27 protein-coding genes are annotated in these 24,308 nt (G+C 35.3%); 10 read left to right on the top strand and 17 right to left on the bottom strand.

The features are described from left to right. Window positions 1–488: 488 nt before the first annotated feature. The gene (locus tag Q4503_RS01960) at window positions 489–695 is read left to right on the top strand and encodes a cold-shock protein (protein WP_033092258.1); all 207 of its coding nucleotides are present in this window, start codon (window positions 489–491) and stop codon (window positions 693–695) included. Window positions 696–913: 218 nt separating this feature from the next. Here Q4503_RS01960 and Q4503_RS01955 read toward each other — a convergent pair whose 3' ends face one another. The 3 genes from Q4503_RS01955 to arfB all read right to left on the bottom strand — a co-directional run bounded on the left by Q4503_RS01955 (window position 914) and on the right by arfB (window position 3,190). Continuing rightward, window positions 914–1,759, bottom strand: a complete 846-nt coding sequence (locus Q4503_RS01955) for an HDOD domain-containing protein (RefSeq protein ID WP_215973114.1) — start codon at window positions 1,757–1,759, stop codon at window positions 914–916. A gap of 101 nt (window positions 1,760–1,860) precedes the next feature. Beyond that, complete coding sequence (locus Q4503_RS01950) at window positions 1,861–2,712, bottom strand: DUF2797 domain-containing protein (protein WP_215973113.1); 852 nt, start codon at window positions 2,710–2,712, stop codon at window positions 1,861–1,863. Window positions 2,713–2,776: 64 nt separating this feature from the next. Further along, on the bottom strand, window positions 2,777–3,190 hold the full coding sequence (gene arfB / locus Q4503_RS01945) for an alternative ribosome rescue aminoacyl-tRNA hydrolase ArfB (protein WP_215973112.1): 414 nt from the start codon (window positions 3,188–3,190) through the stop codon (window positions 2,777–2,779). A 43-nt stretch (window positions 3,191–3,233) separates the two neighbouring features. Between arfB and Q4503_RS01940 the strand changes: the two genes are divergently transcribed. Together Q4503_RS01940 and Q4503_RS01935 are read left to right on the top strand one after the other, a co-directional pair. Beyond that, complete coding sequence (locus Q4503_RS01940; protein ID WP_215973111.1) at window positions 3,234–3,509, top strand: GIY-YIG nuclease family protein; 276 nt, start codon at window positions 3,234–3,236, stop codon at window positions 3,507–3,509. A gap of 99 nt (window positions 3,510–3,608) precedes the next feature. Then, on the top strand, window positions 3,609–4,352 hold the full coding sequence (locus Q4503_RS01935) for a DUF3581 family protein (protein WP_252727484.1): 744 nt from the start codon (window positions 3,609–3,611) through the stop codon (window positions 4,350–4,352). 192 nt (window positions 4,353–4,544) lie between these two features. Here Q4503_RS01935 and Q4503_RS01930 read toward each other — a convergent pair whose 3' ends face one another. Then, window positions 4,545–5,057, bottom strand: coding sequence for a hypothetical protein (locus Q4503_RS01930; protein WP_303601252.1), 513 nt, complete (start codon window positions 5,055–5,057; stop codon window positions 4,545–4,547). A gap of 108 nt (window positions 5,058–5,165) precedes the next feature. Between Q4503_RS01930 and Q4503_RS01925 the strand changes: the two genes are divergently transcribed. Beyond that, complete coding sequence (locus Q4503_RS01925) at window positions 5,166–6,056, top strand: DNA ligase (protein ID WP_303601251.1); 891 nt, start codon at window positions 5,166–5,168, stop codon at window positions 6,054–6,056. A 49-nt stretch (window positions 6,057–6,105) separates the two neighbouring features. On the opposite strand, the gene Q4503_RS01920 is transcribed toward Q4503_RS01925, so the two are convergent. The 13 genes from Q4503_RS01920 to mlaF all read right to left on the bottom strand — a co-directional run bounded on the left by Q4503_RS01920 (window position 6,106) and on the right by mlaF (window position 19,583). Then, window positions 6,106–6,264 carry a DUF3012 domain-containing protein gene (locus tag Q4503_RS01920; protein WP_159817613.1) on the bottom strand — a complete coding sequence of 53 codons (159 nt, stop codon included), beginning with the start codon at window positions 6,262–6,264 and terminating at the stop codon, window positions 6,106–6,108. A 170-nt stretch (window positions 6,265–6,434) separates the two neighbouring features. Further along, window positions 6,435–7,331, bottom strand: coding sequence for a class I SAM-dependent methyltransferase (locus Q4503_RS01915; protein WP_303601250.1), 897 nt, complete (start codon window positions 7,329–7,331; stop codon window positions 6,435–6,437). A 121-nt stretch (window positions 7,332–7,452) separates the two neighbouring features. Next, on the bottom strand, window positions 7,453–8,877 hold the full coding sequence (locus tag Q4503_RS01910; RefSeq protein ID WP_215973107.1) for a sodium-dependent transporter: 1,425 nt from the start codon (window positions 8,875–8,877) through the stop codon (window positions 7,453–7,455). Window positions 8,878–9,042: 165 nt separating this feature from the next. Next, the gene (locus tag Q4503_RS01905; protein WP_215973106.1) at window positions 9,043–9,885 is read right to left on the bottom strand and encodes an HDOD domain-containing protein; all 843 of its coding nucleotides are present in this window, start codon (window positions 9,883–9,885) and stop codon (window positions 9,043–9,045) included. 34 nt (window positions 9,886–9,919) lie between these two features. Then, the gene (locus Q4503_RS01900) at window positions 9,920–10,390 is read right to left on the bottom strand and encodes a winged helix-turn-helix transcriptional regulator (protein WP_215973105.1); all 471 of its coding nucleotides are present in this window, start codon (window positions 10,388–10,390) and stop codon (window positions 9,920–9,922) included. A gap of 122 nt (window positions 10,391–10,512) precedes the next feature. Continuing rightward, a complete protein-coding gene (putA, locus tag Q4503_RS01895; RefSeq protein WP_215973104.1) occupies window positions 10,513–14,379 on the bottom strand; it encodes a bifunctional proline dehydrogenase/L-glutamate gamma-semialdehyde dehydrogenase PutA in 3,867 nt (1,288 codons plus the stop codon). Between the two features lie 237 nt (window positions 14,380–14,616). Continuing rightward, window positions 14,617–15,894, bottom strand: a complete 1,278-nt coding sequence (gene murA / locus Q4503_RS01890) for a UDP-N-acetylglucosamine 1-carboxyvinyltransferase (RefSeq protein WP_215973103.1) — start codon at window positions 15,892–15,894, stop codon at window positions 14,617–14,619. A 167-nt stretch (window positions 15,895–16,061) separates the two neighbouring features. Continuing rightward, window positions 16,062–16,313, bottom strand: coding sequence for a BolA family protein (locus tag Q4503_RS01885; protein WP_215973102.1), 252 nt, complete (start codon window positions 16,311–16,313; stop codon window positions 16,062–16,064). 24 nt (window positions 16,314–16,337) lie between these two features. After that, window positions 16,338–16,643, bottom strand: a complete 306-nt coding sequence (locus tag Q4503_RS01880; RefSeq protein WP_303495264.1) for a lipid asymmetry maintenance protein MlaB — start codon at window positions 16,641–16,643, stop codon at window positions 16,338–16,340. A 49-nt stretch (window positions 16,644–16,692) separates the two neighbouring features. Continuing rightward, window positions 16,693–17,403: a phospholipid-binding protein MlaC gene (locus Q4503_RS01875; protein ID WP_215973101.1), complete on the bottom strand. Its 711-nt coding sequence runs from the start codon at window positions 17,401–17,403 to the stop codon at window positions 16,693–16,695. A gap of 26 nt (window positions 17,404–17,429) precedes the next feature. After that, complete coding sequence (mlaD, locus tag Q4503_RS01870; protein WP_215973100.1) at window positions 17,430–17,900, bottom strand: outer membrane lipid asymmetry maintenance protein MlaD; 471 nt, start codon at window positions 17,898–17,900, stop codon at window positions 17,430–17,432. A gap of 64 nt (window positions 17,901–17,964) precedes the next feature. Next, a complete protein-coding gene (gene mlaE / locus Q4503_RS01865; protein WP_215973099.1) occupies window positions 17,965–18,744 on the bottom strand; it encodes a lipid asymmetry maintenance ABC transporter permease subunit MlaE in 780 nt (259 codons plus the stop codon). Further along, complete coding sequence (gene mlaF, locus Q4503_RS01860) at window positions 18,741–19,583, bottom strand: phospholipid ABC transporter ATP-binding protein MlaF (RefSeq protein ID WP_215973098.1); 843 nt, start codon at window positions 19,581–19,583, stop codon at window positions 18,741–18,743. Before mlaF ends, mlaE begins: the two co-directional genes overlap by 4 nt. 224 nt (window positions 19,584–19,807) lie before the next feature. On the opposite strand from mlaF, the gene Q4503_RS01855 reads away from it, so the two are divergent. From Q4503_RS01855 to lptB, 6 genes are read left to right on the top strand one after another with little or no spacing between them, the layout of a single operon-like run. Next, complete coding sequence (locus Q4503_RS01855) at window positions 19,808–20,794, top strand: calcium/sodium antiporter (protein WP_215973097.1); 987 nt, start codon at window positions 19,808–19,810, stop codon at window positions 20,792–20,794. A 26-nt stretch (window positions 20,795–20,820) separates the two neighbouring features. Next, window positions 20,821–21,786 (top strand): KpsF/GutQ family sugar-phosphate isomerase, encoded by a 966-nt coding sequence (locus Q4503_RS01850; RefSeq protein WP_215973096.1) that lies wholly within the window; start codon window positions 20,821–20,823, stop codon window positions 21,784–21,786. Continuing rightward, on the top strand, window positions 21,787–22,362 hold the full coding sequence (gene kdsC, locus Q4503_RS01845; RefSeq protein ID WP_215973095.1) for a 3-deoxy-manno-octulosonate-8-phosphatase KdsC: 576 nt from the start codon (window positions 21,787–21,789) through the stop codon (window positions 22,360–22,362). After that, window positions 22,359–23,009, top strand: coding sequence for an LPS export ABC transporter periplasmic protein LptC (lptC, locus tag Q4503_RS01840; protein WP_215973094.1), 651 nt, complete (start codon window positions 22,359–22,361; stop codon window positions 23,007–23,009). The genes kdsC and lptC overlap by 4 nt, the downstream gene beginning before the upstream one ends. Next, complete coding sequence (gene lptA, locus Q4503_RS01835) at window positions 22,999–23,553, top strand: lipopolysaccharide transport periplasmic protein LptA (RefSeq protein WP_215973093.1); 555 nt, start codon at window positions 22,999–23,001, stop codon at window positions 23,551–23,553. Before lptC ends, lptA begins: the two co-directional genes overlap by 11 nt. Next, window positions 23,534–24,298 (top strand): LPS export ABC transporter ATP-binding protein, encoded by a 765-nt coding sequence (gene lptB, locus Q4503_RS01830; protein ID WP_303601249.1) that lies wholly within the window; start codon window positions 23,534–23,536, stop codon window positions 24,296–24,298. Before lptA ends, lptB begins: the two co-directional genes overlap by 20 nt. Window positions 24,299–24,308 lie beyond the last annotated feature (10 nt).

The raw sequence follows: 24,308 nt of genomic DNA, 5'->3' as shown, positions 1-24,308 counted from the left end.
TCTACTATCACCTTCTCTATCCCTAGTAACACAACGCACGTTAATAGAGCAACAATGAATATAAAAAACAATACATTACAAATAAAAGAGCAAAGTACACTAATTGATTATTGTTATTTTTTTAAAACTAAAAAGCAATAAAAGTCACCATACATATACAAAAATGATATATAAAAACACAGAAAATTAACACTTTTGTTACACTGTATACATTAAATCATCATTAAACAGGCAATTAATGATCAATACTTATCCCTGTATTGCAACATAAGTATTGACAAGAATCGCTACGGCTTTATAATTAAGGTCGCTTGAAGTTAGTTTTATATTTTTGTACACCATTTCGCTGTAAATTTCTGCTTGATAGATATTTCTCGTCCTGTTTTATAAGTAATAGCAACACTTTTTAGCAAACCCGCTTTTTCAGTTTTGTATAATACATGCTGATTAGGCTCAATTACTCATAAATAAACAAATAGGATATCCTTATGTCTACAACTACTGGTACAGTAAAATGGTTTAACGAAGCTAAAGGTTTCGGTTTCATCGAGCAAGAAAATGGTCCTGACGTTTTCGCTCACTTCAACGCAATCGTTGGCGAAGGTTTCAAAACTTTAGCTGAAGGTCAAAAAGTTGAATTCACAGTTACTGATGGTCAAAAAGGCCCTCAAGCTGAGAACATTGTTGCACTTTAATTTTTTAAATTAAAGTCACAAAAAAAGCGAGTATCTCAAAGATAACTCGCTTTTTTTATGCCTAAAGTTTGTATAAACTATATTTTAATGGCAAAGATTAGCTTTACTCTGATTTATTTTCCTACATACAACAAGTTCATGCACTTCGTCGGGGTAATTTCCTTCATTATGACTTAAATGGCATGCTCTAAGCGCTATATATAACCTATCAACTACCTTTAATAAATAGTCACTGAAGATGGGCTTAACACCGATAAAATACTCAAACGTTCTAAATCACAATAACCAAGTGCCATACATAGCATATCATCATCGATACCAAATGATGGTAAGTCTAATTCATTAACAATTTCATTTTGGTTATGTAATTTCAATAACTTTTGATGAACCATAATTCGTTTCGAAATATAAAGTAATTGGGTCTCAGTATTAATCAGATTAAAGTCTGCCTGGTCTTGATTACGAATAGGCGAAACAATATTATAAGGTAGCTGCCACTGTTTTAACAGTTCGGCCCCGCACTCTCCATAAGTAAAGCCTAAAATGTCACGTTGGTTATCCCATGGTAACTTACCACTATCAATACTTTCGCACTGCAGCACTTTATCAGGGGAAATTCGCTTAACAATCAACTCTCCCAAATTATGTAACATACCTAATATAAATAATCGTTCGCCATTAGGAATATTTAAACTACATCCTAGAAATTTAATGAGTAAAGCACAATCAATACTTTCTTCCCAAAAGTTATCTAAATAAGCGGCATCGTTACTCATAGACTGACATGCTTTTGTTGTAAAATGTGTTATCACGAGATTATAAACTTCAGTTATCCCTAAAACTAACACCGCTTTAGATATAGTATCTATTTTTCCTGGATAATTAAAAAGTGCACTGTTAGCAAGTTTTAAAATTGTTCCTGTTAATGCAGGATCAATAATAATCACATCACTGATATCATCTATAGTTGAAGACTCATCATCAATTAACTCTTTGATACGAATAAATGAATCAGACAAAACAAAAATTTTATCCATTTGATTAACATATTCAGTAACTGTCATAAAAGCTTTTCCAGTCAAATTTATTTGTATGGTTTTATTTATTTTTTATAAATAAAGTATAAGTTAGAATTTAACACATATTGCAAAAAATCAGTAATAAATCAATATTCAGCACTTATTTGATACGATGAAAACTTACGCATATTAATCACGCCTTCTTCAAAGATTAGATACTGCCCTTTAATACCTAATAATATCCCTGATACCGTTGAGGTTTTGTCAAAATTAAAAGAACTAATTTTCGTTAAGTACTGGCTAACAGGGAACACAATATCTACCACCTCTTCATTTAATAACTGTACAGCATCTTCACCATATTTAAGTTTGATTTCAGACAAGCGATCAGCTATCTGTGGTATTAACACTTTAGCCTGAGCTTTCAAGTCAATCGGTTCATTACTACCTTTGAGCATAGCACGCCAATTAGTTTTATCACTGACTAATTCAGATAATGCCGTTTCAATAAGCCCTGACTGTAAACGTGTTCTCACTTTAAACAGAGGTAATGCTTGTGTTGCCCCCTGATCAATCCACCGCGTTGGTATTTGTGTATGACGTGTAATACCTACTTTTAAACCTGAGGTATTTGATAAATAAACATAATGATCGACCATACAATGCTGCTCTGCCCACTCTGGCTCTCGACAAGTCCCTAAATGGTAATGACAAGTTTCAGGTTTCATAATACACATATCACATTGAGCAAGCTTGGTCATACAAGGATAACAAAAACCTTGTGAGTAACTTTTTTTAGTTGTTGTACCACAATTTTTACAAGCTATTGTACTATGAAAAACTAACGTTAATTTTCTGCCAATAAGCGGATTCAAGGCAATACTTTGTTGCTCTCCATTCTCATCGATAGCTGCCAAAGGAAGCTTATATTGAACAATATTATTACTATCAAGTTTTGCAGTCATCTTTTCCACTGCACCTATTGCTGAAATGGGCATTTTTACTCTCTTATATTATTTTTTATACAGGACTTTTATCAAAGTGCTCTTATAGTAAGAGACTTCAAAATTTAACTTTTTGACGTGTCTGTTTAACTGTTTTTTTATTGGCTTTAGTCGTCAACCTTCGTTGAACAGAGCCTTTTGTGGGTTTAGTTGGGCGTCGTTTTTTTTGTACTATCATCGCACCAGTAACTAATTCCTTTAAACGCTTAAACGCATCTTCTTTATTCATTTCTTGTGTGCGGAAAGATTGAGCTTTAATAATAATCACGCCATCTTTAGAAATACGACTATCTTTACTCGCTAATAACCGTTCTTTATAAACAGCAGGTAATGATGACCTATTAATATCAAAACGTAAGTGAATAGCAGTAGCAACTTTATTTACTCGTTGCCCACCATTGCCCATTGAACGAATAGCACTTAATTCTATTTCCCAATCGGCTAAACTTACATTATTTGATATCTCTAACACTTTTATTTACCATAGGTTTATATCAATTTTATAATTAATTTTCATGAGCACAGCACAAACTTGGTTTGTATATTTCTTGCGTTGTAATGATAATAGCTTATATGCAGGTATCACGACTGATATAGAGCGTCGTCTGCATGAACATAATTATACCAAGCTTGGTGCTAAATATACTAGGGCAAAACGTCCTGTAACACTTGTATTTATTGAAAAATCGGAAAATAAAAGCTCGGCAAGTAAGCGAGAATATCAACTTAAAAAGCTAACCAAGGACCAAAAGGAACGATTAGTTAGCACTTACCTTGATACAATCAAATGAATCACAGAGGTCTGCTTAGTTATTATTCCTTCTTTTTTTTCGATAAAACTTATTAATTACTGTTAGAATGCCTCGTTTTTTGTAAATCAAGTGATTACCATGTCTAAAAAAGAACTACCGAAAAAAGCTATGTTTATTGAAGAATACTGTCCTATTGATAATGAAATTATTAGTTTTACTCGCCAACAAGCGAGTGACTTTGCTAAGCAAGTAGCTGATGATTTTAATCCGCTGCATAATATTGATGCGAAACGTTTTTGCGTTCCTGGTGATTTATTATTTTCAGTGATCATTGCGAAAGCAGGGTTACATAAAGAAATGAGCTTTAATTTTTCAGGAATGGTAAATGACAATATTGCACTAACTTTCCCTAACGAAATAAATAATTTTTTTGATGTCGTTGATAACCAAGGTAAAACCTATTTAACGGTTGAGGCTAGTGGCGAGGTAACTCACTGTCCATCACTTATTAATGCATTAACAAAAGCCTATGTTGATTTTTCCGGTGATACTTTTCCTGATATTTTAGTAAAATTAATGGCAGAAAAAAATGTCATGATTAACCCCGCTCGTCCAATGGTTATGTATCAATGCATGAAAATAAGCCTGAACCGACTCGATATTACTAGCCTTTCGTTACAGCTTGCTCAAACCAGTTTAACTATTGAAGCAAAACGTGGCGATGCTTGGTTAGAGTTTGATTTGATCAGCGAAGGTGAAGTAGTTGGTCATGGTAAAAAACATATGTTACTAAGTGGCTTACGTGAATATTGTCAAACAAGTATTGATGAAATGGTTGCTCAATACACCGAGAATAAAAAAAGCTACTGCTATAAAAGTTAATAGTCACGATTAGTTACCAACAATCCAAAGCCGATACGACTGTAATCATTTTGTTTATAATGCTCTGAACTCGTTTGGCTTTGTTCTGCTTACTTGGTTTTTTCGCTTACTCTATCCCCGAATATACCGCGAAATTAAATTCGGACGACAATAGCAAGCTTCCCGATGAGTGGTAATTATATTTTTATCAAGTTATTGAGTTTTATAGTGCTGCTCAAAATTCCCCCGTTGCGCTTGTTTATCTTCAATACAGGCCGCAAAAACAGATAAATTTTTAGGCTTTATACAGCCTTCTGGCTGCTGGTAGTATTTAAGCCATGCTTGCTGTTTATCTCCTTGATATTTTGATTTTATCACTATTGCCTCGCTACTTTGAAAAGGTGTTACTACGTTAACGTCTTTATTTTTTACTCCATTGACATTATTTAACGCCTTACTCAAATTACTATTTTTGTGCTTCGTTGGTTTCTTTATTTTCTTAGTTTTTTTCTTACGACTACCTTTTTCACATTGCCACCAACGCTCTCTAGCTGCATCTTCACGCTTTCGTAACCTTATTCCTTCTTGAACTGAATAGCCATTGCGTTGTAACGATTGCACATGATGAAGCTTTTCTAATAAGGGAGCACAATGCTTTTTTGCTAATAAATTAGGTGAAAAACTCCAAATAAGACTAACTATTAATACAAACTTAAATTGACGCATAAACATTCATTCCTTGAATATTGTCGAGTAGTTATTTATTTAATCATAGTCTATATTTTAGACTATGATTAAATAAATAACATAAATAAGAAAACATGGACGTTCACAATGCTACAGCTGACAATCACAAAATTTTTAATATACTTATTTTTCAATTTACTATTATTTATCCCTGCTTATGCTTACCAATCCAAACATTTCAAGCCTGAAATTCAACATGCAACCCGCTACAAAGTAGTAGAAGATATCAACCAATATTGGGTTTCTGAAAAATTAGATGGTATGCGAGGTTACTGGGATGGACAACAGTTACTCACACGCCAAGGTAATATTATACATAGCCCAACATGGTTTACTAAAAACTGGCCCATAACACCTATGGATGGTGAGTTATGGTTGGGTAGAGATGAATTTCAAACAACTGTATCCTGTGTGAGAAAGATTAAGATTGATGAAGCTTGTTGGCATAATGTGCGTTTTATGATTTTTGATCTTCCAAAACATACAGGTACATTTACTGAACGTATAAAAGCGATGAAAACCATAACAAATACGACATCATCAGCACACTTAGAGATGATTAAACAATTCAAACTATCTAGTAATCAGCAACTTGATAAGACCCTCAATAATATTATATCTAACCAAGGAGAAGGCTTGATGTTGCATAAGGGCAATGCTTATTATCATGTTGGTAGAACAAATAACATAATGAAACTTAAAAAAGATCAGCATGCTGAAGCAAGAGTTATAGCTTATATTGGTGGTAAAGGTAAATATCAAGGAATGTTAGGTGCCATAACAGTACAAACAACGACGGGTATAACATTTAATATTGGCTCTGGATTTAGCGATGATGAACGGGCTAATCCGCCTGAAATAGGCAGTACAATCACCTATAAATATAATGGTAAAAGTCAAGCAGGAATACCAAGATTTGCGAGATATTTTCGTATAAGAAATACAGAAGTAGAAGAGGAATTAATGGAGAAAAAATAATTAGCTGCTAAATTGCAGCTAATTATTTTCAATAATATACTGAATGACTTTAAAAGATACAGTGTTTTGCAAAATCTTTAGTTTCTGTTGCTGTCCAGCTGCCTTTATCTTTTTCTTTCATGTCTGCACACCAATCTTCACTTCCTACTTTAGGAGAACAAGCACTAAGTAAGAAAACAACTGATAATAAACCGATAACTTTTTTCATTTGAATATCCACATTTAATTTATATATAAAGAAGTAAACATAACGTCATTCGAAATATCTTGCAACACTTGTTTACAACAAATTAACATTAAACCTGTCAAATAATTCTCTGTGTAGAAATAATCAACAAATTAAATCAGCACTTCATACCGATATTATTTATCGACCGCTTATGGCTGATATGAAAATAATAGTACCTTGAGCCCTTTACCTGCATGAGCTTCTTTAAAAACAGTAGGATTCATTATACGCTGTTCGAAGATACATTCAGGACATGCCTCTGCCACCTCTTTTTTTAAAAAGTCTTCATCCAGATCGGGAGAATTTAAACATAATAATAACTGAGCACCTTCATTCATCCATTGTGGAATTCTACGAATAATCTTTGCATAATCACGCTCAATATTAACACTACCTTTTTGAAATGATGGTGGATCACAAATTAATAGGTCATATTTTCCATACTTTTTGATGCGACTATTTGATTTAAAAATATCAACACCTTCAAAAACAACTTGTTTACCCTCTTTTTTTGCCAGCTTATTTAGTTGATGATTTTCTCGTCCCTTACTTAATGACGACTTACTTAAATCAATATTGACAACTTTACTTGCACCACCTGCGGTTGCTGCTACAGAAAAAGCACAAGTATATGCAAATAAGTTGAGCACATTTTTACCTGCAGCTTGTTGGTAAACCCAAGAACGACCATTAGCCATATCTAAAAACAAACCACTATTTTGTGCTTTGCCAAGTTCAATGTGATAAGAAAGACCATTTTCAGTAACAATAGTCCTATCAACCGTTTCACCTAATAAGAGCTGTGTTGGCGCAAATTTTTCATATCGACGCTGTACTTGCACACTTCGACACTTATCCGTTAATGCTTGTAATGCTTTGGCTTGTGTTAGTAGCCACAACTCATCAACAGGCTCATATAGTGTTATCAGCATAACAGGAGATAACCAATCAACATTTACATGCGACAAGTTTTCGTAAGCATGCCCACGACCATGAAAAAGGCGCTGACAATCAGTAAAGTCAATTGGATTTATGTGTTCAATCATATGAAATAGCTTAATAAATTTAGAGTGTTTTTTAAAGAATAAAGCCGAGCAATAATGCCACTGCTCGGCTCAAAGATTAATGATGTGTTACTTTGTAAAGATTTTAAGTAGAAGCGTTAAGTTAAAAACCAAATAGGCTTACACTAAAAAACTTCTGTGCTACGGTGTTAATAAATATAATCAAGACAATAGCAGGGATAAAGGTTCCTAATGAAAAGTTGATATATTTTTCCACCCAAGAACCAATATATGTATCGTTACCAATACTTAAATGCTCAGATAAATTCTTTGCCTTCCAGCGGTAGCTAACAAATACACACAGTAAGAAGCCATTAAGCGGTAATATTGTGTCATAAAAAACATCATACACAATATCAAAGAATGACTTAGTGCCCCCTGCATAAGAAGTAAATTCGGTAAAGAAAGTAACCATACCAAATGATACCGTAGCAAAAACAGTTAATACTCCTGCTGTCATTAATAAAATAGACAAGGCTTTTTTACGACTATTGTTTTTTTCTGTCACTAAATAAGAAACCGGAACTTCGATAATAGACACTAATGAAGTAATGGCGGCAAAGAAAACTAATAGAAAAAAGAATGCCGCAACAGAACTTGCCCCAACATAACCAATTGAGGTTTGTAATGCTAAAAATATTTTAGGTAAGAAGGTAAATATTAAAGAAACAGAACTGTCACTTAGTTCGCTAGGGTTTACATTAGGATTAAACGAAAAAACTGCTGGTAAAATCATTAAGCCAGCGACGAAGGCTACCCCTGTGTCAGTAATTGCCACTAACTTTGCTGAGTTAGGAATGTTGGTTTTATTATCAATATACGAACCATAAGTAATTAAAATACCCATGCCTAATGATAGCGAAAAAAATGCTTGTGATAAGGCACCATTCACAACACTAGGAGTAATTTTACTAATATCAGGAATCAAGAAGAATTTGATACCAGCTATTGCATTATCTAATGTTAAGACAAAAATAACCATCATGATGAGCATAAAGAACAAGGTAGGCATTAATATTTTAGCCGCTCTTTCAATACCATCCTTAACACCTGCTACCAAAATAAAGTTTACAATAGCCACCACTGCAGCCATAGCAGCAAATAAGTATGGGCTATTAATAAACTCACCAAACCCATTACCACTTGCTAAGTAATCTAAATTACCTGATATTGTCATCACAATATAGCCAAATATCCATACTGTAATCACCATATAAAATACGGCAATCATAAAAGGTGTTAGAACACCTAGAAAGCCTGCAGCCCCCCAAAGACTACTATTATTACTTAAAGACTTATATGCACCTACAGGCTCTTTTGCTGTTTTTCTACCGACAGCCATTTCGGCAATCATGACAGGCAAACAAATTAAAAAAACGAATAGCGCATACAAAATTAAAAATGCTCCTCCGCCATTTTTAGCTGCATTCACAGGAAAGCCAACTAAATTCCCAATACCTACAGCAGAACCTGCCGCAGCAAGAATAAAGCCAATACGGGAACTAAAATGTTCTCTAGATGTACTCATAAACGTCCTTCACTTATTTTTATACTTTTTATATTCTTATTTTAATTTTTAAAACCATTCGATGCTAGCAAGCTTTCTTGCCTTTGTCTCTTTTAAGCTCAGCATACAATATCAATAAGTGTATAGTAATTTATCCACTATTCTATGCAAACAACCTTTGTCACCTTACCTAGAAAACAGCTTAGGGTTCATTACTATTAAAATACTCTCCGCATCTTTTGACGCTATTTCAACCACTTGTTCAATATCAGCTCTAGTGAGTTTTAAGCTTTCACATAAAGACTGATCGATCAATTCATCAATTTCAAATAGATCACTATGACTATCAAATAAAGCGAGTCTTGATGCCAAATTTAAAATTTTAACATCATTATTAATTTGATTACTTTGTGCTTGATGAAAGTGACGAATGGGAATAATAATTTTTTCTGGTAACTGCCAAATTTTAAGTAATACAGCTGAAATATCAGTATAAGTATAACCAAGTGCTTCTTCTTGTAATACCCAAGGTAAATTGTCACGATTATATTGCTCACAGTCTTGTGCGACTTCAGGGGTAATTTTAGCAACTAATAATTCACCAAAATTCTGTAAAAGGCCAGCAACAAATAAACGCTCAATATCTTTTACACCAGCCTTAATTGCTAAGCCTCTGGTAACCAAACCACAATAAATACTCATACGCCAAAACCGTTTTAAATTAATGGCTTGGTTTTCGAAATGTTTAAAAGCAGAGCCGGCTAAGTCTACCAACATCATATTATATACGGCTTGTGTACCAATAATCGTAATCGCCCGTGAAATTGTACTGATTTCTCCAGGAAAATTATAAATAGCACTATTAGCTAATTGTAATAATCTAGAGGTCATCGATGGATCAATACTGATAATATCTGCAAAATCAGTGATAACTGAATTTTCATCTTCCATCAATGCTTTTACTTTAAAACAGGCATCAGGCAAAGCAAAAGAACCATTTGCTTGAAGTGCATATTCATATGCGTTCATAGTAACCCTTTTTTAAATCAATCTTGATAGTGAGTTACTTAAATGGTACACCACTATCCTCTTTAATATGTTCTGTAACCATATAGGTATGCGTTTGTGATATTGACGGTAAACCCGCAACTTTTTCTAAAATCAAACGATAACTTTCCATGTCAGAAAATCGTGTCTTCAATAAGTAATCATAGCCACCCGCAACTAAATGACATTCAACAATTTCTTCAATTTTGACCACTTCTTTTTTGAACAGCTTAAAAACATCTGCAGTTGTTCTATCTAAGGTCACTTGTATAAAAGCTGTCATACCATAACCAAGTTTTTGAGCACTTAGAAATGCGCCATAACGTTTTATATAGCCACCGTCTTCTAGGCGTTTAACACGATCTAAACACGGACTAGCACTTAAATTAACTTTTTTAGCTAACTCAACATTAGTAATTCGACCATCTATCTGAAGTGTTTTTAGGATTGCTATATCGACACGATCTAGGGGCTTTATTTTGGTCATTATCCAAAGTACCACAATTTCTAGTGAGTAAAATAAATAATGCCATATATTCAATGGATAAGAAATAAAAAAGGCGAAACCATTGAGTTTCGCCTCTTAAAATATCAATATTTTAGCTGTTGTTAGTCATCTTCTTCAACTAAAGTCATTAATGATGTATTACCCCCTGACGCGGTAGTATCTATACTAATGGTTTTTTCAGTTAATAAACGTTGAATTAAGTTATCAAAATACTCTGAAGTAATCACAGGTAAAATTGCTCCTTTGCGTTGAGAAAGCTTTTCACTCATGTAATGTTTTAAGTCACAACTACTGTCGACTACAACACCAGCAAGCGCATCATGAGCTAGCATAGCTTCTAGATGATGCAATTTGGCAACTTGTAAAATACCAACATCTGCCCCAGTAGAAATAAATTTATCTCTAAAAGCTAATGCTTCTTCATAATACAAATCAGACACCACTGATATTACCGTATTACCGGTTGCTAATGCTGTTACAACAGACATAACCCAAAAATGAAAACTTACATTATCGTCTGCAAAACAAATGAGATTTCCACGGTTTTCTAAGTAAATGATATTAGATTCACCTGTAGGCCCTGGTAACTCTTGGGGTTTTTTCATACGTTTTTCAATATTGATTAACTGATCACGCGCTGCTGCTAAGGTGCGATTTAAGTTCTCAGCTAAGTCATCCACAATTTCAACATGGGCAATTTTTGCCAGTAATTGTCTAACATGCGAAATACGTGTATTTAAATCTGTTAAGCGCCATTTCTTTTGTGCATCATCAGCTATACCCATATAATCATCAGCTTGGCTTTGCTCTTTTTTATCACCAGTTAAAGCCAGTGCTTGTGCAGGTAATAAATGAACTTTCTCTTCATCTGGTGTTGCTTTTTCAACTACTAAACGCGAAAGGTAATTAGGTCCACCTGCTTTAGGACCTGTGCCTGACAGACCTCGTCCACCAAAAGGTTGTACGCCTACAATCGCACCAATGATATTACGGTTAATATAAACATTACCTGCTCGTGATAATTTGGCTAACTCAATCGCTCTATGCTCTATACGCGTATGAATTCCCATAGTCAAACCAAAGCCTGTACTATTGATTTTTTCAATAACGTCTTCTATTTCTTCGCCTTTAAAGCGAATAATATGAACACAAGGACCAAAAACTTCTTTGGTTAAAACATTAATGTCATTAATTTCATACAAACGTGGAGCAAAGAAAAAATGACCATCTTCAGGCTGAGTATCTTGCCCGTTCTCGCCACCAAATAGTTCACACTGATATAAAAGCGTACCATTACTTTCCATGTAATCACTATGAGCATTAAGTGCATCAAGTGCTTTTTGATCAATAACTGGGCCTACATCCGTGCTTAACCTTGCTGGATTACCAATATGCAGTTCAGCTAGAGCACCTTTAAGCATGGTAATAACACCATCCGCAATATCTTCTTGTAGAAATAGTACTCTTAAAGCTGAACAACGTTGACCTGCTGATTGAAAACCAGATGAAATGACGTCATCAACTACTTGCTCTGGTAAAGCAGTAGAATCAACTATCATGCAATTTTGTCCACCTGTTTCAGCAATCAATGGAACTTGGTCGCCTCCTCGTTCTGCTAATGTTTGAGAAATTCGCGTTCCTGTTTCAGTCGAGCCTGTAAACATAATGGCAGCAACTCTTTCATCAGGCACGATTATACTGCCTACATCACTACCTCGAGCTAAAACAACCTGTACAACATCTTGAGGTAATCCCACTGATTGCATTAATTCAATAGTTCGTAAAGCAATAAGACTTGTTTGTTCTGCAGATTTCGCCAATACAGTGTTACCCGTCACTATTGCTGCAGCAACTTGTCCTAAAAATATTGCGAGAGGAAAGTTCCAAGGACTAATACATAATACAACACCACGAGGTTCAAGCCTTTCATCAACACTTTGTTCTATTGCACGGGCAGCATAGTATCGACAAAAATCAACGGCTTCACGCACTTCATCAATACCATCTTGTGTAACTTTACCTGCTTCTTTGATACATAAGGCAATCAATTCGTCCATATGTCGCTCTAAAATATCAGCGATACGACATAATAAGTCGGCACGTTCTTTGACCGGTGTTTTCGACCAAGTAACAAAAGCACGATCAGCCTGGTCTATCATTGCTAACATATCATCTTTGGTATGAAGATAATGAAAGCCAATTATTTCACTATGATTAGCTGGATTTCTAACAGGTTCGGCGCCTTCAGGTACATCATTCTTATTTAATAGATTATCAACCAGCCAATTATCTAATGCTGATTTCAAATCAGTAATAGTCGGGATATCAGTTAAATCAAGACCTTTTGAATTATCGCGACTGTCAATTGTAATGCTTAATTTTTTCTTATTTTCATTACGATAAAGGTCAATAGGCATCATGATTTGCCCGTTGTATCTATCTTTTAAGCGTTGTGTTTTTTCAACTGGATCTTCAAGTAAAGACTCTACCGGTTGTGATTCATCAACAATTGCATTCACAAAAGAAGAGTTAGCACCATTTTCTAATAAACGGCGTACTAAATAAGCCAATAAGTCTTCATGATGCCCTACAGGTGCATAAATCCGGCATTGAATGCTTTCTTGAGATACTATTTGATCATATAAAGAATCACCCATGCCATGTAAACATTGGAATTCAAAACCATTTTTATCTTCACCAGCAAGCTCGACAATAGTTGCCGCTGTGTAAGCATTATGTGTGGCAAATTGCGGGTAAATACTATCGCGGTAATCAAGTAATTTATTCGCACAAGCATGATAAGAAACATCAGTTGAAGACTTACGCGTAAATACAGGAAAATCAACCATACCATCTTTTTGAGCGTTTTTAATCTCGGTATCCCAATAAGCACCTTTAACTAAACGAACCATCATACGACGATTGGTTTTAAGTGTAAGATCTCTTAACCAATCAACAACAAACATTGCACGTTTTTGATAAGCTTGTAATGCAATACCAAATCCTTGCCAATCACCAAGATCTGTATCTGTAAAAACCGCTTCGATAATATCAAGTGATATATCTAAACGCTCAGACTCTTCGGCATCAACAGTTAAGCCAATATTATAGTGTTTCGCTTGTAAGCATAAGGCCTTTAATTTAGGTACAATTTCATCCATTACTCGCGCTTGATGAGTAAACTCATAACGAGGGTGAATAGCAGATAATTTTACTGAAATACCAGGAACACGGCGCGGATCATTTTTACCTGAAGCAAGTGCAACTTTGCCAATTTCTTCAATAGCATCTTGATATGACTTCAAATATCGCTCAGCATCAGCCATTGAACGAGCACCTTCGCCTAACATGTCATAAGAGTAAACATAACCTTGCTGCTCTTTAGTAGCAGCACGTACAGTCGCTTCTTTGATGGTTTCTCCCATTACGAACTGCTTACCCATAATTTTCATAGCATAATTCATTGATTTACGAATTACAGGCTCGCCTAAACGGCCAATAGTTTTTTTCAATAAACCAAATTTATCTTGTTTACGTTTATCTGCGTAATCAACCATAGAGCCAGTGATTAATAACCCCCAAGAAGAGGCGTTAACAAAAATAGAGTCACTTGTACCTAAATGGGTACTCCATTGACCTTGTGATATTTTATCACGTATCAAAGCGTCTTGAGTATGCTTATCAGGCACACGTAAAAGCGCTTCTGCCAAACACATCAGTACAACACCTTCATCCGAAGACAATGAGTATTCATTTAATAGTGCATCAATGGCACCATTACCTTCTTGGTCTCGACGAATCTGCAACACCATTTTACGGGCACGTTCCCAAGCACGGCTTCGTGCACTCACATTTACTTCTGCAAATGGTAAAATATGGTCAACAGCAGCATTTTCATCTATGCGGTAAAACTCACGAATTTTCTGACGAATTGGACAATCCGTATTAAATGAACCAGTAAATAGCATTGGCGAACCTCAACAAAGCAAACAGAGTATTTCTGTCTTGATTATAGTAAACAAATTTCGAGGCGCATTCTAATGGTAAAACAACAGAAGGTGTTGGTTATTTTCGAAATTACGCCATTTATAATACTGAAAAAGCCAGAATTTACAGTAGAATATTCCACGTAAATTCTGACTTTTGTATGTTATTCAGCTTTATTACAATAAAATCAATAGGGTTTTACGGTAATGCCACTCTTATTAATCAATATTAATACGAGTAATATCTGCACCTAAAGCTTGTAATTTATCTTCTATTTTTAAGTAACCGCGATCGATATGGTAAATACGGTCAACTTGAGTGGGAGTTTCTGCTACTAAACCGGCAATAACTAAACTTGCTGAAGCACGTAAATCTGTTGCCATCACTTGTGCACCGTTTAATGAATTAACACCTTTTACAATGGCAGTATTACCTTCAAGGGTAATGTCTGCTCCCATTCTTTGTAACTCAGGTACATGCATAAATCTATTTTCAAAAATAGTTTCGATTACCGTTGCTGTACCTTGTGCTAATACATTCAAAGTCATAAATTGCGCTTGCATATCTGTTGGAAATGCAGGGTGTGGCGCAGTTTTAACACTAACTGCTTTTGGTTTTTGAGTCATTGCTAACTCAATCCATTCTTCACCTTCGCTATTTTCACCAATACTAATAACAGCACCAGCTTCAGTGAGTTTAGACAATACAGCTTCTAAGCCACTCGAGTCAGTATTTAAACACCTTACTTTTCCTTGAGTAACCGCTGCAGCAACCAAAAAAGTACCGGTTTCAATTCGATCAGGCATAACACTATATTCACTACCACATAATTCACTAACTCCTTCAATGGTTAGTGTATTAGTGCCAGCACCCGAAATTTTTGCTCCCATACTAATTAAGCAGTTAGCTAAATCTACAATTTCAGGCTCTTGCGCCGCATTTTCAATAATAGTAACGCCATCAGCTAATGCTGCAGCCATCATTAGGTTTTCAGTGCCGGTAACACTGACCACATCCATAAAGATATTAGCGCCAGTTAAACGACCTTCTTTATTCGCAACAATATAGCCATTTTCTACATCTATATCGGCAGCCATCGCTTTTAAACCTTGAATATGTAAATTCACAGGGCGGGCACCAATAGCACATCCTCCAGGTAATGAAACTTCAGCATGCCCCATACGGGCAAGCAATGGACCAAGCACTAAGATAGAGGCTCTCATCGTTTTAACAAGATCATAAGGAGCACAACACTGAGTGATATTACTCGCATCTATTTCTAATTTATCTTCAGCTAACCATTGTGTCTTAGCACCTAATTGACCTAATAATTTTACTGTTGTTAAAATATCATTTAACTTAGGTACATTACTAAAAACAATAGGCGTTTTTGATAACAGTGCTGACATTAAAATAGGGAGTGCGGCGTTCTTAGCCCCAGAGATAGTAACTTCACCATGTAGTGGCTTGCCACCAATAACTTTAAATGCGTCCAAAATGCTTACTTCTTACTTAAAAAATGAATGGATAAATACTTAACTAGTATTGCATGCCTTTACTTATTAAACAATTTGTCTCACAACCATTGTAGGTTTCTAGAGTACTAAATTGTTTTGAATTACGTTTGAATACCAACTAGGATTAATCGTATTAGGCACAACTCTTACATATTGAATAATTTATCACGTTGCCATTGCGCAGTAGTAAAAGTTTTTACTGTTACTGCATGTATACTGCCATCTTTAATCGCATCAGCTAGAGCTGCAAAAACAACTTGTTGTCGTTTAACGCGAGATAATTCTCCAAACATATCAGCAACGGCAATAACACTACATTGTGAACCATCAAATTTAACCAATAGTTCATCAAGCTCTAGCGCGTCATTTATCAATTTTTCTATTTCTATTACTTCCAAAGGGTATTCCTTAATCTGGTATTCTTAGCTTTTGTTAGCGAGAGGTAGAAAACCCTCTACACCACTTAAGCTAATTAAATTTTTTAGTTTTGTTGGGATGTTACTAAAAGATAATTGACAACGACTGCTATTCGCTTGTTCTAATAAATAGAAAAGCCAAGCAAGCCCTGCCGTATCAATTCGAGTAACTTGTTGTAAATCTATCACTAAAGATTGCTGGGTAATGATCTGCTTAATACTTTTTTTAGATATTTGCATCACTGTTTGTCGTGTTAATTCACCAACTAACACGCCATTATCTTCAGTTACATTTAACGTAATTTTATCCACAAATTTTTCGCCATTTACTGAGGTTATCTTAATGTTTTATCGTGACAAATTAGTCTTTAAAAACAATATCTCGCTCACTTTTCTCTCTTAATAGCTCGGTAACATGGGGCAAGCCTTTTTGACGAATAACTCCGCCTAATTCAGCTTGTTTACTGTCGAGTAAACTAACACCTTCTGCTATCATATCAAAGGCTTTCCATTCATCTGTTTTTCTATTTTTTCTTACTTTAAATGAAACATCAATATTTTCTCTATCTGGCATAATAATACGAGTATCTACTGCAACAATTTTATTATCAGCAAAGTCCTTAGCTGGAGAGAATTCCACAACTTGATTATCATATAAGGTAAAAACTTGTGCATAAGAAGTAATTAAGTACTCTCTAAAAACCGGCACAAACTCTTTTCGTTCTTGCTCGGTAGTATTCTTTAAATGCTTACCAATAACTTTAAATGCTGAATATTGATAATTAATGTAAGGCATTAATTCTTCACGAACAATATTCTTAATAATATTTGGGTCAGCTTTTATTGCTTGTTGTTCATCAGCAAAGCGCTTAAAGGTATTACCGGCAACTTCCTTGATCATTAAATATGGGTCTTTTTTATCGACATAAATACGAGACGCATCAACAAAGTCTTCTGTTTCTTCATCTTCTATATTATTCGTTGCTTGTTGAGCTGCAAATACAAAGCTGCTTTGTATTGATAAACAAGATAAAATAACAACAAGAAATAATGTGGTTTTTAAATTTATCATTTTATGGACTTTTTCCTCTTTCATTACTAATCACCACTTCCTTGGCTAAATAAAAACTGCCCTATTAATTCTTCTAAAACTAAAGCAGGTTTGGTATCTTCAATAAAGTCATTGGGTTGAAGAATATCTAACGATTCAATCATAAAGCCAGGTTGAAGACCTATATATTGTTCACCTAATAATCCAGCAGTTAAAATAGCGACTGACGTTGCTTCTGAAAATTGATTATATTTACTGTAAATCTCTAATGTAACCACAGGCGTATAATCTGTTTCATCAAGAGAGATATCACTAACACGACCTACAACAACGCCACCTACTTTAATAGGAGAACGAACTTTTAATCCACCAATATTATCAAACTTGGCGAAAAGGTTGTAATGCTCACCTCCCCCCGACATCCCCGTATTAGCAACTTTAAGTGCCAACACAAGTAATGCAGCAATACCTAAAGCAACAAAAAAACCTACCAATAACTCTACTTTTTTTGACAACATGTTTTCACCAAACGCCTTTTAAATTTACTTAACACCCAAACAAAGCAGGTATTCACAATCAATATTACCTTGCAAACATCAATGCCGTTAAAACAAAATCGAGTGCTAAGACTAATAACGATGATTGTACCACAGTTGAAGTTGTGGCTCTTGAAATACCTTCAGAGGTAGGTTCACAATCAAACCCTTTATAAACAGCAATCCAAGTAACAACAAAAGCAAAAACTACACTTTTGATAATACCATTTAAAATATCTTTATTAAAATCTACCTGCGCCTGCATAACAGACCAAAAAGTACCAGAATCAACTCCTAACCAGTCAACACCAACTAAATGGGCTCCTAATATCCCCACCATAGAGAATATAGCGGCTAATAGCGGTAAGCTAATAAATCCAGCCCAAAACCGTGGAGCAATTACACGGCGTAAAGGGTCTACTGCCATCATTTCTAAACTTGATAATTGTTCAGTCGCTTTCATCAAGCCTATTTCAGCTGTCAGTGCTGAACCAGCACGGCCAGCAAACAATAACGCAGCAACGACAGGACCTAATTCACGCAACAAGGATAAGGCAACCATAGGTCCAAGACTTGCTTCTGCACCATAACTCACCAAGATGGTATAGCCTTGTAACGCTAGCACCATACCGATAAAGCCACCAGAAACAACCGTAATAACTAATGACATCACACCAATACTGTACAATTGGTTTATTAACAGTGGCGTTCCTTTGCGAATGTTAGGAATATGAAGTAATGCCGAGAGTAAAACAATAACTGCCCGCCCTAACCCACTAATTAACGCTAAAGTATTTCTACCTAATAGCTGTAATTGATTCATCAACGCTTCCCTCTTTCGCTTAACGCGTTTGAACCTTTAATTAATTCATTTTGATAATTAGGCGCTTCAAAGTGAAAAGGCACTGGGCCATCAGCCTCGCCATGCACAAACTGTTTAACCAATGAAGAGTTATGATTTCTAATTTGATCAGGAGTTCCTTGACCAATAATTTTTTGTTCCGCAATAATGTAAATGTAGTCAGCAATACTCATTACTTCTGGTACATCATGAGACACAACAACAGATGTTAAACCTAAAGCATCGCTTAACGAACGAATTAAACGAACAATTACCCCCATAGATATCGGATCTTGTCCCGCAAAAGGTTCATCGTATAAAATTAATTCAGGATCAAGTGCTATTGCACGTGCTAAAGCAACACGTCGAGCCATACCACCAGAGAGTTCATTAGGATGTAAATCTCGTGCACCGCGTAATCCTACGGCTTCAAGTTTCATCAATACTATTTTTTCAATTATAGCTTCAGGTAACTGACTATGTTCACGAATAGGAAAAGCAATATTGTCATAAACATTCATATCTGTAAAAAGCGCGCCACTTTGAAAAAGCATGCTCATACGTTTACGCGTTTCATATAGATTTTTTCGAGAAAGCTGCGGAATATCATTACCTGCAAATAAGATTTTTCCAGATTCAGGTTTAATCTGCCCGCCAATTAAACGTAATAAAGTAGTTTTGCCAATACCACTTGGCCCCATAATGGCGGTAACTTTACCTGTAGGTATAGACAAACTAATATCATTATAAATAACCCGCTCACCTCGTTTAAAGGTTAGATTATGTATATCAACTAAATTCTCATGCTTATCGTTTTCGATCATATTATTAATTATGCCTTATTGATTAAAAACGATTTTACCTGACCACCTCAAATTCTTCACTAAAAATTCACAATTTAGTGAATAATAAGCATCATTAAGTGTTAGAAAATGTAAAAAGGGATGTTTTTAGCTTTTTATATCGCTTATTTTCTTTTAATCGAATTAATTCCTTTTTTTTTCTGTTACAAACAGCGACAATTTGCACCTCAAAACTGGAGTCATAAATGTTAGAACACGTTGGAATATTATTAATTGCCCTTACTGTACTCGTGTGGAGTGCGGATAAATTTGTTTTAGGTGCATCATCATTAGCAAGAAATATAGGCGTTTCACCAATGATCATTGGTTTAACGATAGTTGCCATGGGCTCATCAGCTCCCGAAATGATGGTAGCTGCGGCAGCATCTTTGCAAGGAAGCCCTGATACAGCTATTGGTAACGCGGTTGGTTCAAATATTACCAATATAGCACTAGTGTTAGGTCTTAGCGTCTTAATAAAACCCCTAATGGTATCCTCTTCAACCATTAAACAAGAATTGCCACTTTTATTGCTATTTTCTTTAGTAGCTTACTGGATGATTTCTGATAATTTCTTTAGTTTGACTGAAGGTATTATTTTAATGGTGAGTTTTTTCGGTTTTATATCAATTTTATTAATCAAGGCCATGCGACAACGAAAAGCCAACAAAATTGATGACCCTTTAATTATTGAAGCTGAACAAGATATACCAGAAGCAACAAGTACATCCAAATCTATTTTTTGGTTAATCGCTGGTATTGTTTTATTAGTATTAAGCGCTCACTTCCTTGTTGATTCTTCAATATTTATTGCAAAAGCCTATGGTATTAGTGATCTTGTTATTGGTTTAACTATTATTGCTATTGGCACAAGCTTGCCTGAATTAGCAGCAAGTATTGCGAGCATCTTAAAGAAAGAAGATGACTTAGCGATGGGGAATATTGTCGGCTCTAACCTCTTTAACATACTAGCAGTATTGCCTTTTGCAGGTATTATCGCACCAGGCCCAATAAATCCTGAAGCATCGATTCGCGACATTCCTATTATGCTCGCAATCACAGGGTTACTATTTTTACTGTGTTTTAGCCGTAAAGCGGGCTGCTTTAGACTTACCCGCATAAAAGGTGCATTATTATTAATGTGTTTTTGTGGTTATCAAGCATTACTTTATAGCCAAACAACCATTAACTAGCACAAAATATTAGTTTAAGCTGAGCCATGAAAAACTTTAAAAAACTTGCTAAAAATGTAATTAACATTGAACAACAAGCAATTAAAGAGTTATTACAATATATTGACCATAACTTTGAATACGCCTGTCAATTAATGTTTAACTGCCAAGGCCGTGTTATTGTTATTGGTATGGGGAAGTCGGGACATATTGGCGGTAAAATAGCAGCCACATTAGCAAGTACGGGCACCCCTGCTTTTTTTGTTCACCCAAGTGAAGCCAGTCATGGTGATCTGGGTATGATCACCAAAGACGATGTTGTACTAACAATTTCTAATTCAGGTGAAACAGGCGAAGTTCTCGCGATTACGCCTGTGATAAAACGCATTGGGGCAACACTCATCGCTATGACGGGCAATATCAACTCTACATTAGCCAAATTAGCTGATACACATATTTGTATCAAGGTTTCGGCTGAAGCTTGCCCATTAGGATTAGCTCCAACGTCCAGTACTACTGCAACATTAGTAATGGGCGATGCTATTGCCGTTGCTCTACTTAATGCTCGTGGGTTTACCGCAGATGACTTTGCTTTATCTCACCCTGGTGGTAGTTTAGGTAAACGTTTATTACTTCGCTTGAGTGATATTATGCATCAAGGCGATCGTATTCCTATTATTTCAGAAGATGCATTGATAAAAGACGCATTAGTGGAAATGTCACTTAAAGGCTTAGGCATGACCGCCGTTGTTAATAAACATAAGCAACTTGTTGGTTTATTTACTGATGGTGATTTACGGAGAATTCTTGATTTACAAATTGATATTCATCGGGACAATATAACAACCGTTATGACTAAATTCCCAACCTTAGCACAAGCAGACATGTTAGCAGCGCAAGCGCTAAATATAATGGAAGATAAAAAAATCAATGGTTTGATTATCGTTGATGAAAAACAAATACCTATTGGTGCAATGAATATGCATGACTTACTAAGATCAGGAGTTCTTTAAATGGAAAATATCACTAATACTATTCAAAATTCTAATACACTTTATGGTGATGTATCACTAAACGTATTAGAACGAGCCAAAAAAATTAAATTACTTGTTTGTGATGTTGATGGTGTTTTTTCAGATGGTCGTATTTATTTAGGTAATGATGGCGAAGAACTTAAAGCATTCCATACTAAAGATGGCTTTGGAATAAAAGCACTTGGTAATAGTGGTGTAGAGGTTGCAATAATCACTGGTAGACGTTCAGCTATTGTAGCTAACCGGATGTCAGCTTTAAATGTTAAACACATTATACAAGGGCAAGAAGATAAATTGCCTGCACTGATGACTTTAATTCAAAAACTTAATTTAACCCCTGATGAAGTAGCTTACATAGGAGACGATATTCCAGACTTAGCATGTATTTTACACGTTGGTTTAGGTATTGCTGTGTCTGATGCACATCCAGCTGTATCAGCAAAAGCTAATTATACAAGCTTTATTAATGGTGGTTTCGGCGCAGTACGAGAAGTTTGCGACTTGATAATGCAATGTCAAGACACTATTGATAATGCTACAGGCGCGAGTGTATGACACGGATAAATTTTTTAGCCTTTTTAATCTTGCTATTAGCCGCTACGGTTTATGGAATAATCGAATGGCGACAGTCAAAAATAATACCAGGTGAAGTCATCGACAGTGAACTCACACCTGACTTTATAGCGGAAGCACTTAAAACTGATATTTACACCGATTCAGGCGTACTTTCACATGCTATTATTGCTAAGAGAATGGAGCATTATGCCAAACTTGAACTAACACACTTCGAGCTACCTAAGTACACATTGTATCCCCAAGCATCATCGAAAGATAATATTGACGGCTCCGATTTAGCAAATGAAAATAGCTCGAGCAACAAACTAACAAAAAATGCACCATGGAAGCTTAGCGCTAAAGAAGCAACGCTATATAAAAATAATAGGGTTATTTTAAATCATCGAGTACACTTAAGTGCAACTGATAAAAATAGTTTAATACAAGAAATTCATTGCAAATATTTAGAGCTTGATTTAAATACTAATATCATTAGCTCAGATCAAACGGTAATGGTGCAAGGAAAAGACTTCACTATGTATGGCTCAGGTTTAATAATTGACTTAAACACTAAACAGATGACATTAACCGAACATGTACGTACTATTTACAAAAAAAATAATGGTTACCCTCTAAATGACAATTAAAAAAATTAGCAAAGGTTTCTTATTAAGCTCATTACTGCTCTCGTTAGCACTTCCAGTATGCGCGGCTAAGAAAGATCTCACACAAGAAATCACGATAAAATCGAAACGTCAATCAGCTGATTTAAAAAATAAAATAGCGAGTTATTTAGATGACGTTAGTATAAACCAAGGCTCTATTTCGATTAGTGCTGATATTGTTCAAGTTTACAGTAAAGTTGATGATAAAACTCAACAAAAACAAGACACTTACCTTGCCAAAGGTGAACCTGCTGTTTTCAAACAACAATTAGAAGATGGTAGTTTAATCAGCTTGCAAGCTAATGAGATAACCTATCAACCAGATCAAAATATCATTACCATCTCAGGTAATGCGCAAGTACAACAAGCAGGTAGTAAAGTGACAGGAGAAATAATCACTTACAATACGCTAAATGAGAAATTGGAAGCTATCAGTAGTGATAATGATTCAGTAACCACTGTTTTGCAGCCAGCTCAAATAAAAGCTCAACAAGATAAGAAAAGTAATGACAGTAACAAGCAATAATAATAACGGCGAAGCTAATAATTCGACTTTGATAGCTAAAAACCTATCAAAAGCTTACAAAAGCAAAAAAGTTGTTAAAAACGTTAGTTTAGCGGTAAGCTCAGGACAAATTGTTGGCTTACTGGGGCCTAATGGAGCAGGAAAAACGACTTCTTTTTACATGATTGTTGGCTTAGTACCCAATGATAATGGCCAAATAATGCTGAATGACGAAGATGTAACACTATCGCCTATGCATGAACGCGCACGTCGAGGTATTGGGTATTTACCTCAAGAAGCGTCTATTTTTAGAAAACTAACCGTTACTGAAAATATTATGGCAATATTACAAATTCGAAAAGGCCTTAATGAAAATGAAAGGCAAACAAAATTAGAGCACCTCTTAGAAGAATTTAATATCAGCCATATTAAAGATAATTTAGGTATGAGTTTATCAGGAGGGGAAAGAAGACGCGTAGAAATAGCCCGCGCTTTAGCAGCAGATCCTGAATTTATATTACTTGATGAACCTTTTGCAGGTGTTGACCCTATTTCTGTCGGCGACATAAAAAAAATAATTATTCATCTTAAAAACCGTGGTCTTGGTATCTTAATAACTGACCACAATGTTCGTGAAACACTTGATGTATGTGAGCATGCTTACATTGTTAGTCACGGTGAAATAATAGCAGAAGGAGATTCTAATCAAATTCTTGCTAATCAAAAGGTAAGAGATGTATACCTAGGCGAGCAATTCACGCTATAGTTAACATATA

Source organism: Colwellia sp. 6_MG-2023, assembly GCF_030547765.1.
GTDB lineage: Bacteria > Pseudomonadota > Gammaproteobacteria > Enterobacterales > Alteromonadaceae > Colwellia.
Note: the sequence above shows the minus strand (reverse complement) of the source record. Positions and strands in the feature narration are given on the sequence as shown.

Bases quoted from the DNA above. Each gene is read 5' to 3' on its own strand.
- Q4503_RS01960 (WP_033092258.1), top strand. From the start codon at position 489: ATGTCTACAACTACTGGTACAGTAAAATGGTTTAACGAAGCTAAAGGT.
- Q4503_RS01955 (WP_215973114.1), bottom strand. From the start codon at position 1,759: ATGACAGTTACTGAATATGTTAATCAAATGGATAAAATTTTTGTTTTG.
- Q4503_RS01950 (WP_215973113.1), bottom strand. From the start codon at position 2,712: ATGCCCATTTCAGCAATAGGTGCAGTGGAAAAGATGACTGCAAAACTT.
- Q4503_RS01940 (WP_215973111.1), top strand. From the start codon at position 3,234: ATGAGCACAGCACAAACTTGGTTTGTATATTTCTTGCGTTGTAATGAT.
- Q4503_RS01935 (WP_252727484.1), top strand. From the start codon at position 3,609: ATGTCTAAAAAAGAACTACCGAAAAAAGCTATGTTTATTGAAGAATAC.
- Q4503_RS01930 (WP_303601252.1), bottom strand. From the start codon at position 5,057: ATGCGTCAATTTAAGTTTGTATTAATAGTTAGTCTTATTTGGAGTTTT.
- Q4503_RS01925 (WP_303601251.1), top strand. From the start codon at position 5,166: ATGCTACAGCTGACAATCACAAAATTTTTAATATACTTATTTTTCAAT.
- Q4503_RS01920 (WP_159817613.1), bottom strand. From the start codon at position 6,264: ATGAAAAAAGTTATCGGTTTATTATCAGTTGTTTTCTTACTTAGTGCT.
- Q4503_RS01915 (WP_303601250.1), bottom strand. From the start codon at position 7,331: ATGATTGAACACATAAATCCAATTGACTTTACTGATTGTCAGCGCCTT.
- Q4503_RS01910 (WP_215973107.1), bottom strand. From the start codon at position 8,877: ATGAGTACATCTAGAGAACATTTTAGTTCCCGTATTGGCTTTATTCTT.
- Q4503_RS01905 (WP_215973106.1), bottom strand. From the start codon at position 9,885: ATGAACGCATATGAATATGCACTTCAAGCAAATGGTTCTTTTGCTTTG.
- Q4503_RS01900 (WP_215973105.1), bottom strand. From the start codon at position 10,390: ATGACCAAAATAAAGCCCCTAGATCGTGTCGATATAGCAATCCTAAAA.
- putA (WP_215973104.1), bottom strand. From the start codon at position 14,379: ATGCTATTTACTGGTTCATTTAATACGGATTGTCCAATTCGTCAGAAA.
- Q4503_RS01875 (WP_215973101.1), bottom strand. From the start codon at position 17,403: ATGATAAATTTAAAAACCACATTATTTCTTGTTGTTATTTTATCTTGT.
- mlaD (WP_215973100.1), bottom strand. From the start codon at position 17,900: ATGTTGTCAAAAAAAGTAGAGTTATTGGTAGGTTTTTTTGTTGCTTTA.
- mlaF (WP_215973098.1), bottom strand. From the start codon at position 19,583: ATGATCGAAAACGATAAGCATGAGAATTTAGTTGATATACATAATCTA.
- Q4503_RS01855 (WP_215973097.1), top strand. From the start codon at position 19,808: ATGTTAGAACACGTTGGAATATTATTAATTGCCCTTACTGTACTCGTG.
- Q4503_RS01850 (WP_215973096.1), top strand. From the start codon at position 20,821: ATGAAAAACTTTAAAAAACTTGCTAAAAATGTAATTAACATTGAACAA.
- kdsC (WP_215973095.1), top strand. From the start codon at position 21,787: ATGGAAAATATCACTAATACTATTCAAAATTCTAATACACTTTATGGT.
- lptC (WP_215973094.1), top strand. From the start codon at position 22,359: ATGACACGGATAAATTTTTTAGCCTTTTTAATCTTGCTATTAGCCGCT.
- lptA (WP_215973093.1), top strand. From the start codon at position 22,999: ATGACAATTAAAAAAATTAGCAAAGGTTTCTTATTAAGCTCATTACTG.
- lptB (WP_303601249.1), top strand. From the start codon at position 23,534: ATGACAGTAACAAGCAATAATAATAACGGCGAAGCTAATAATTCGACT.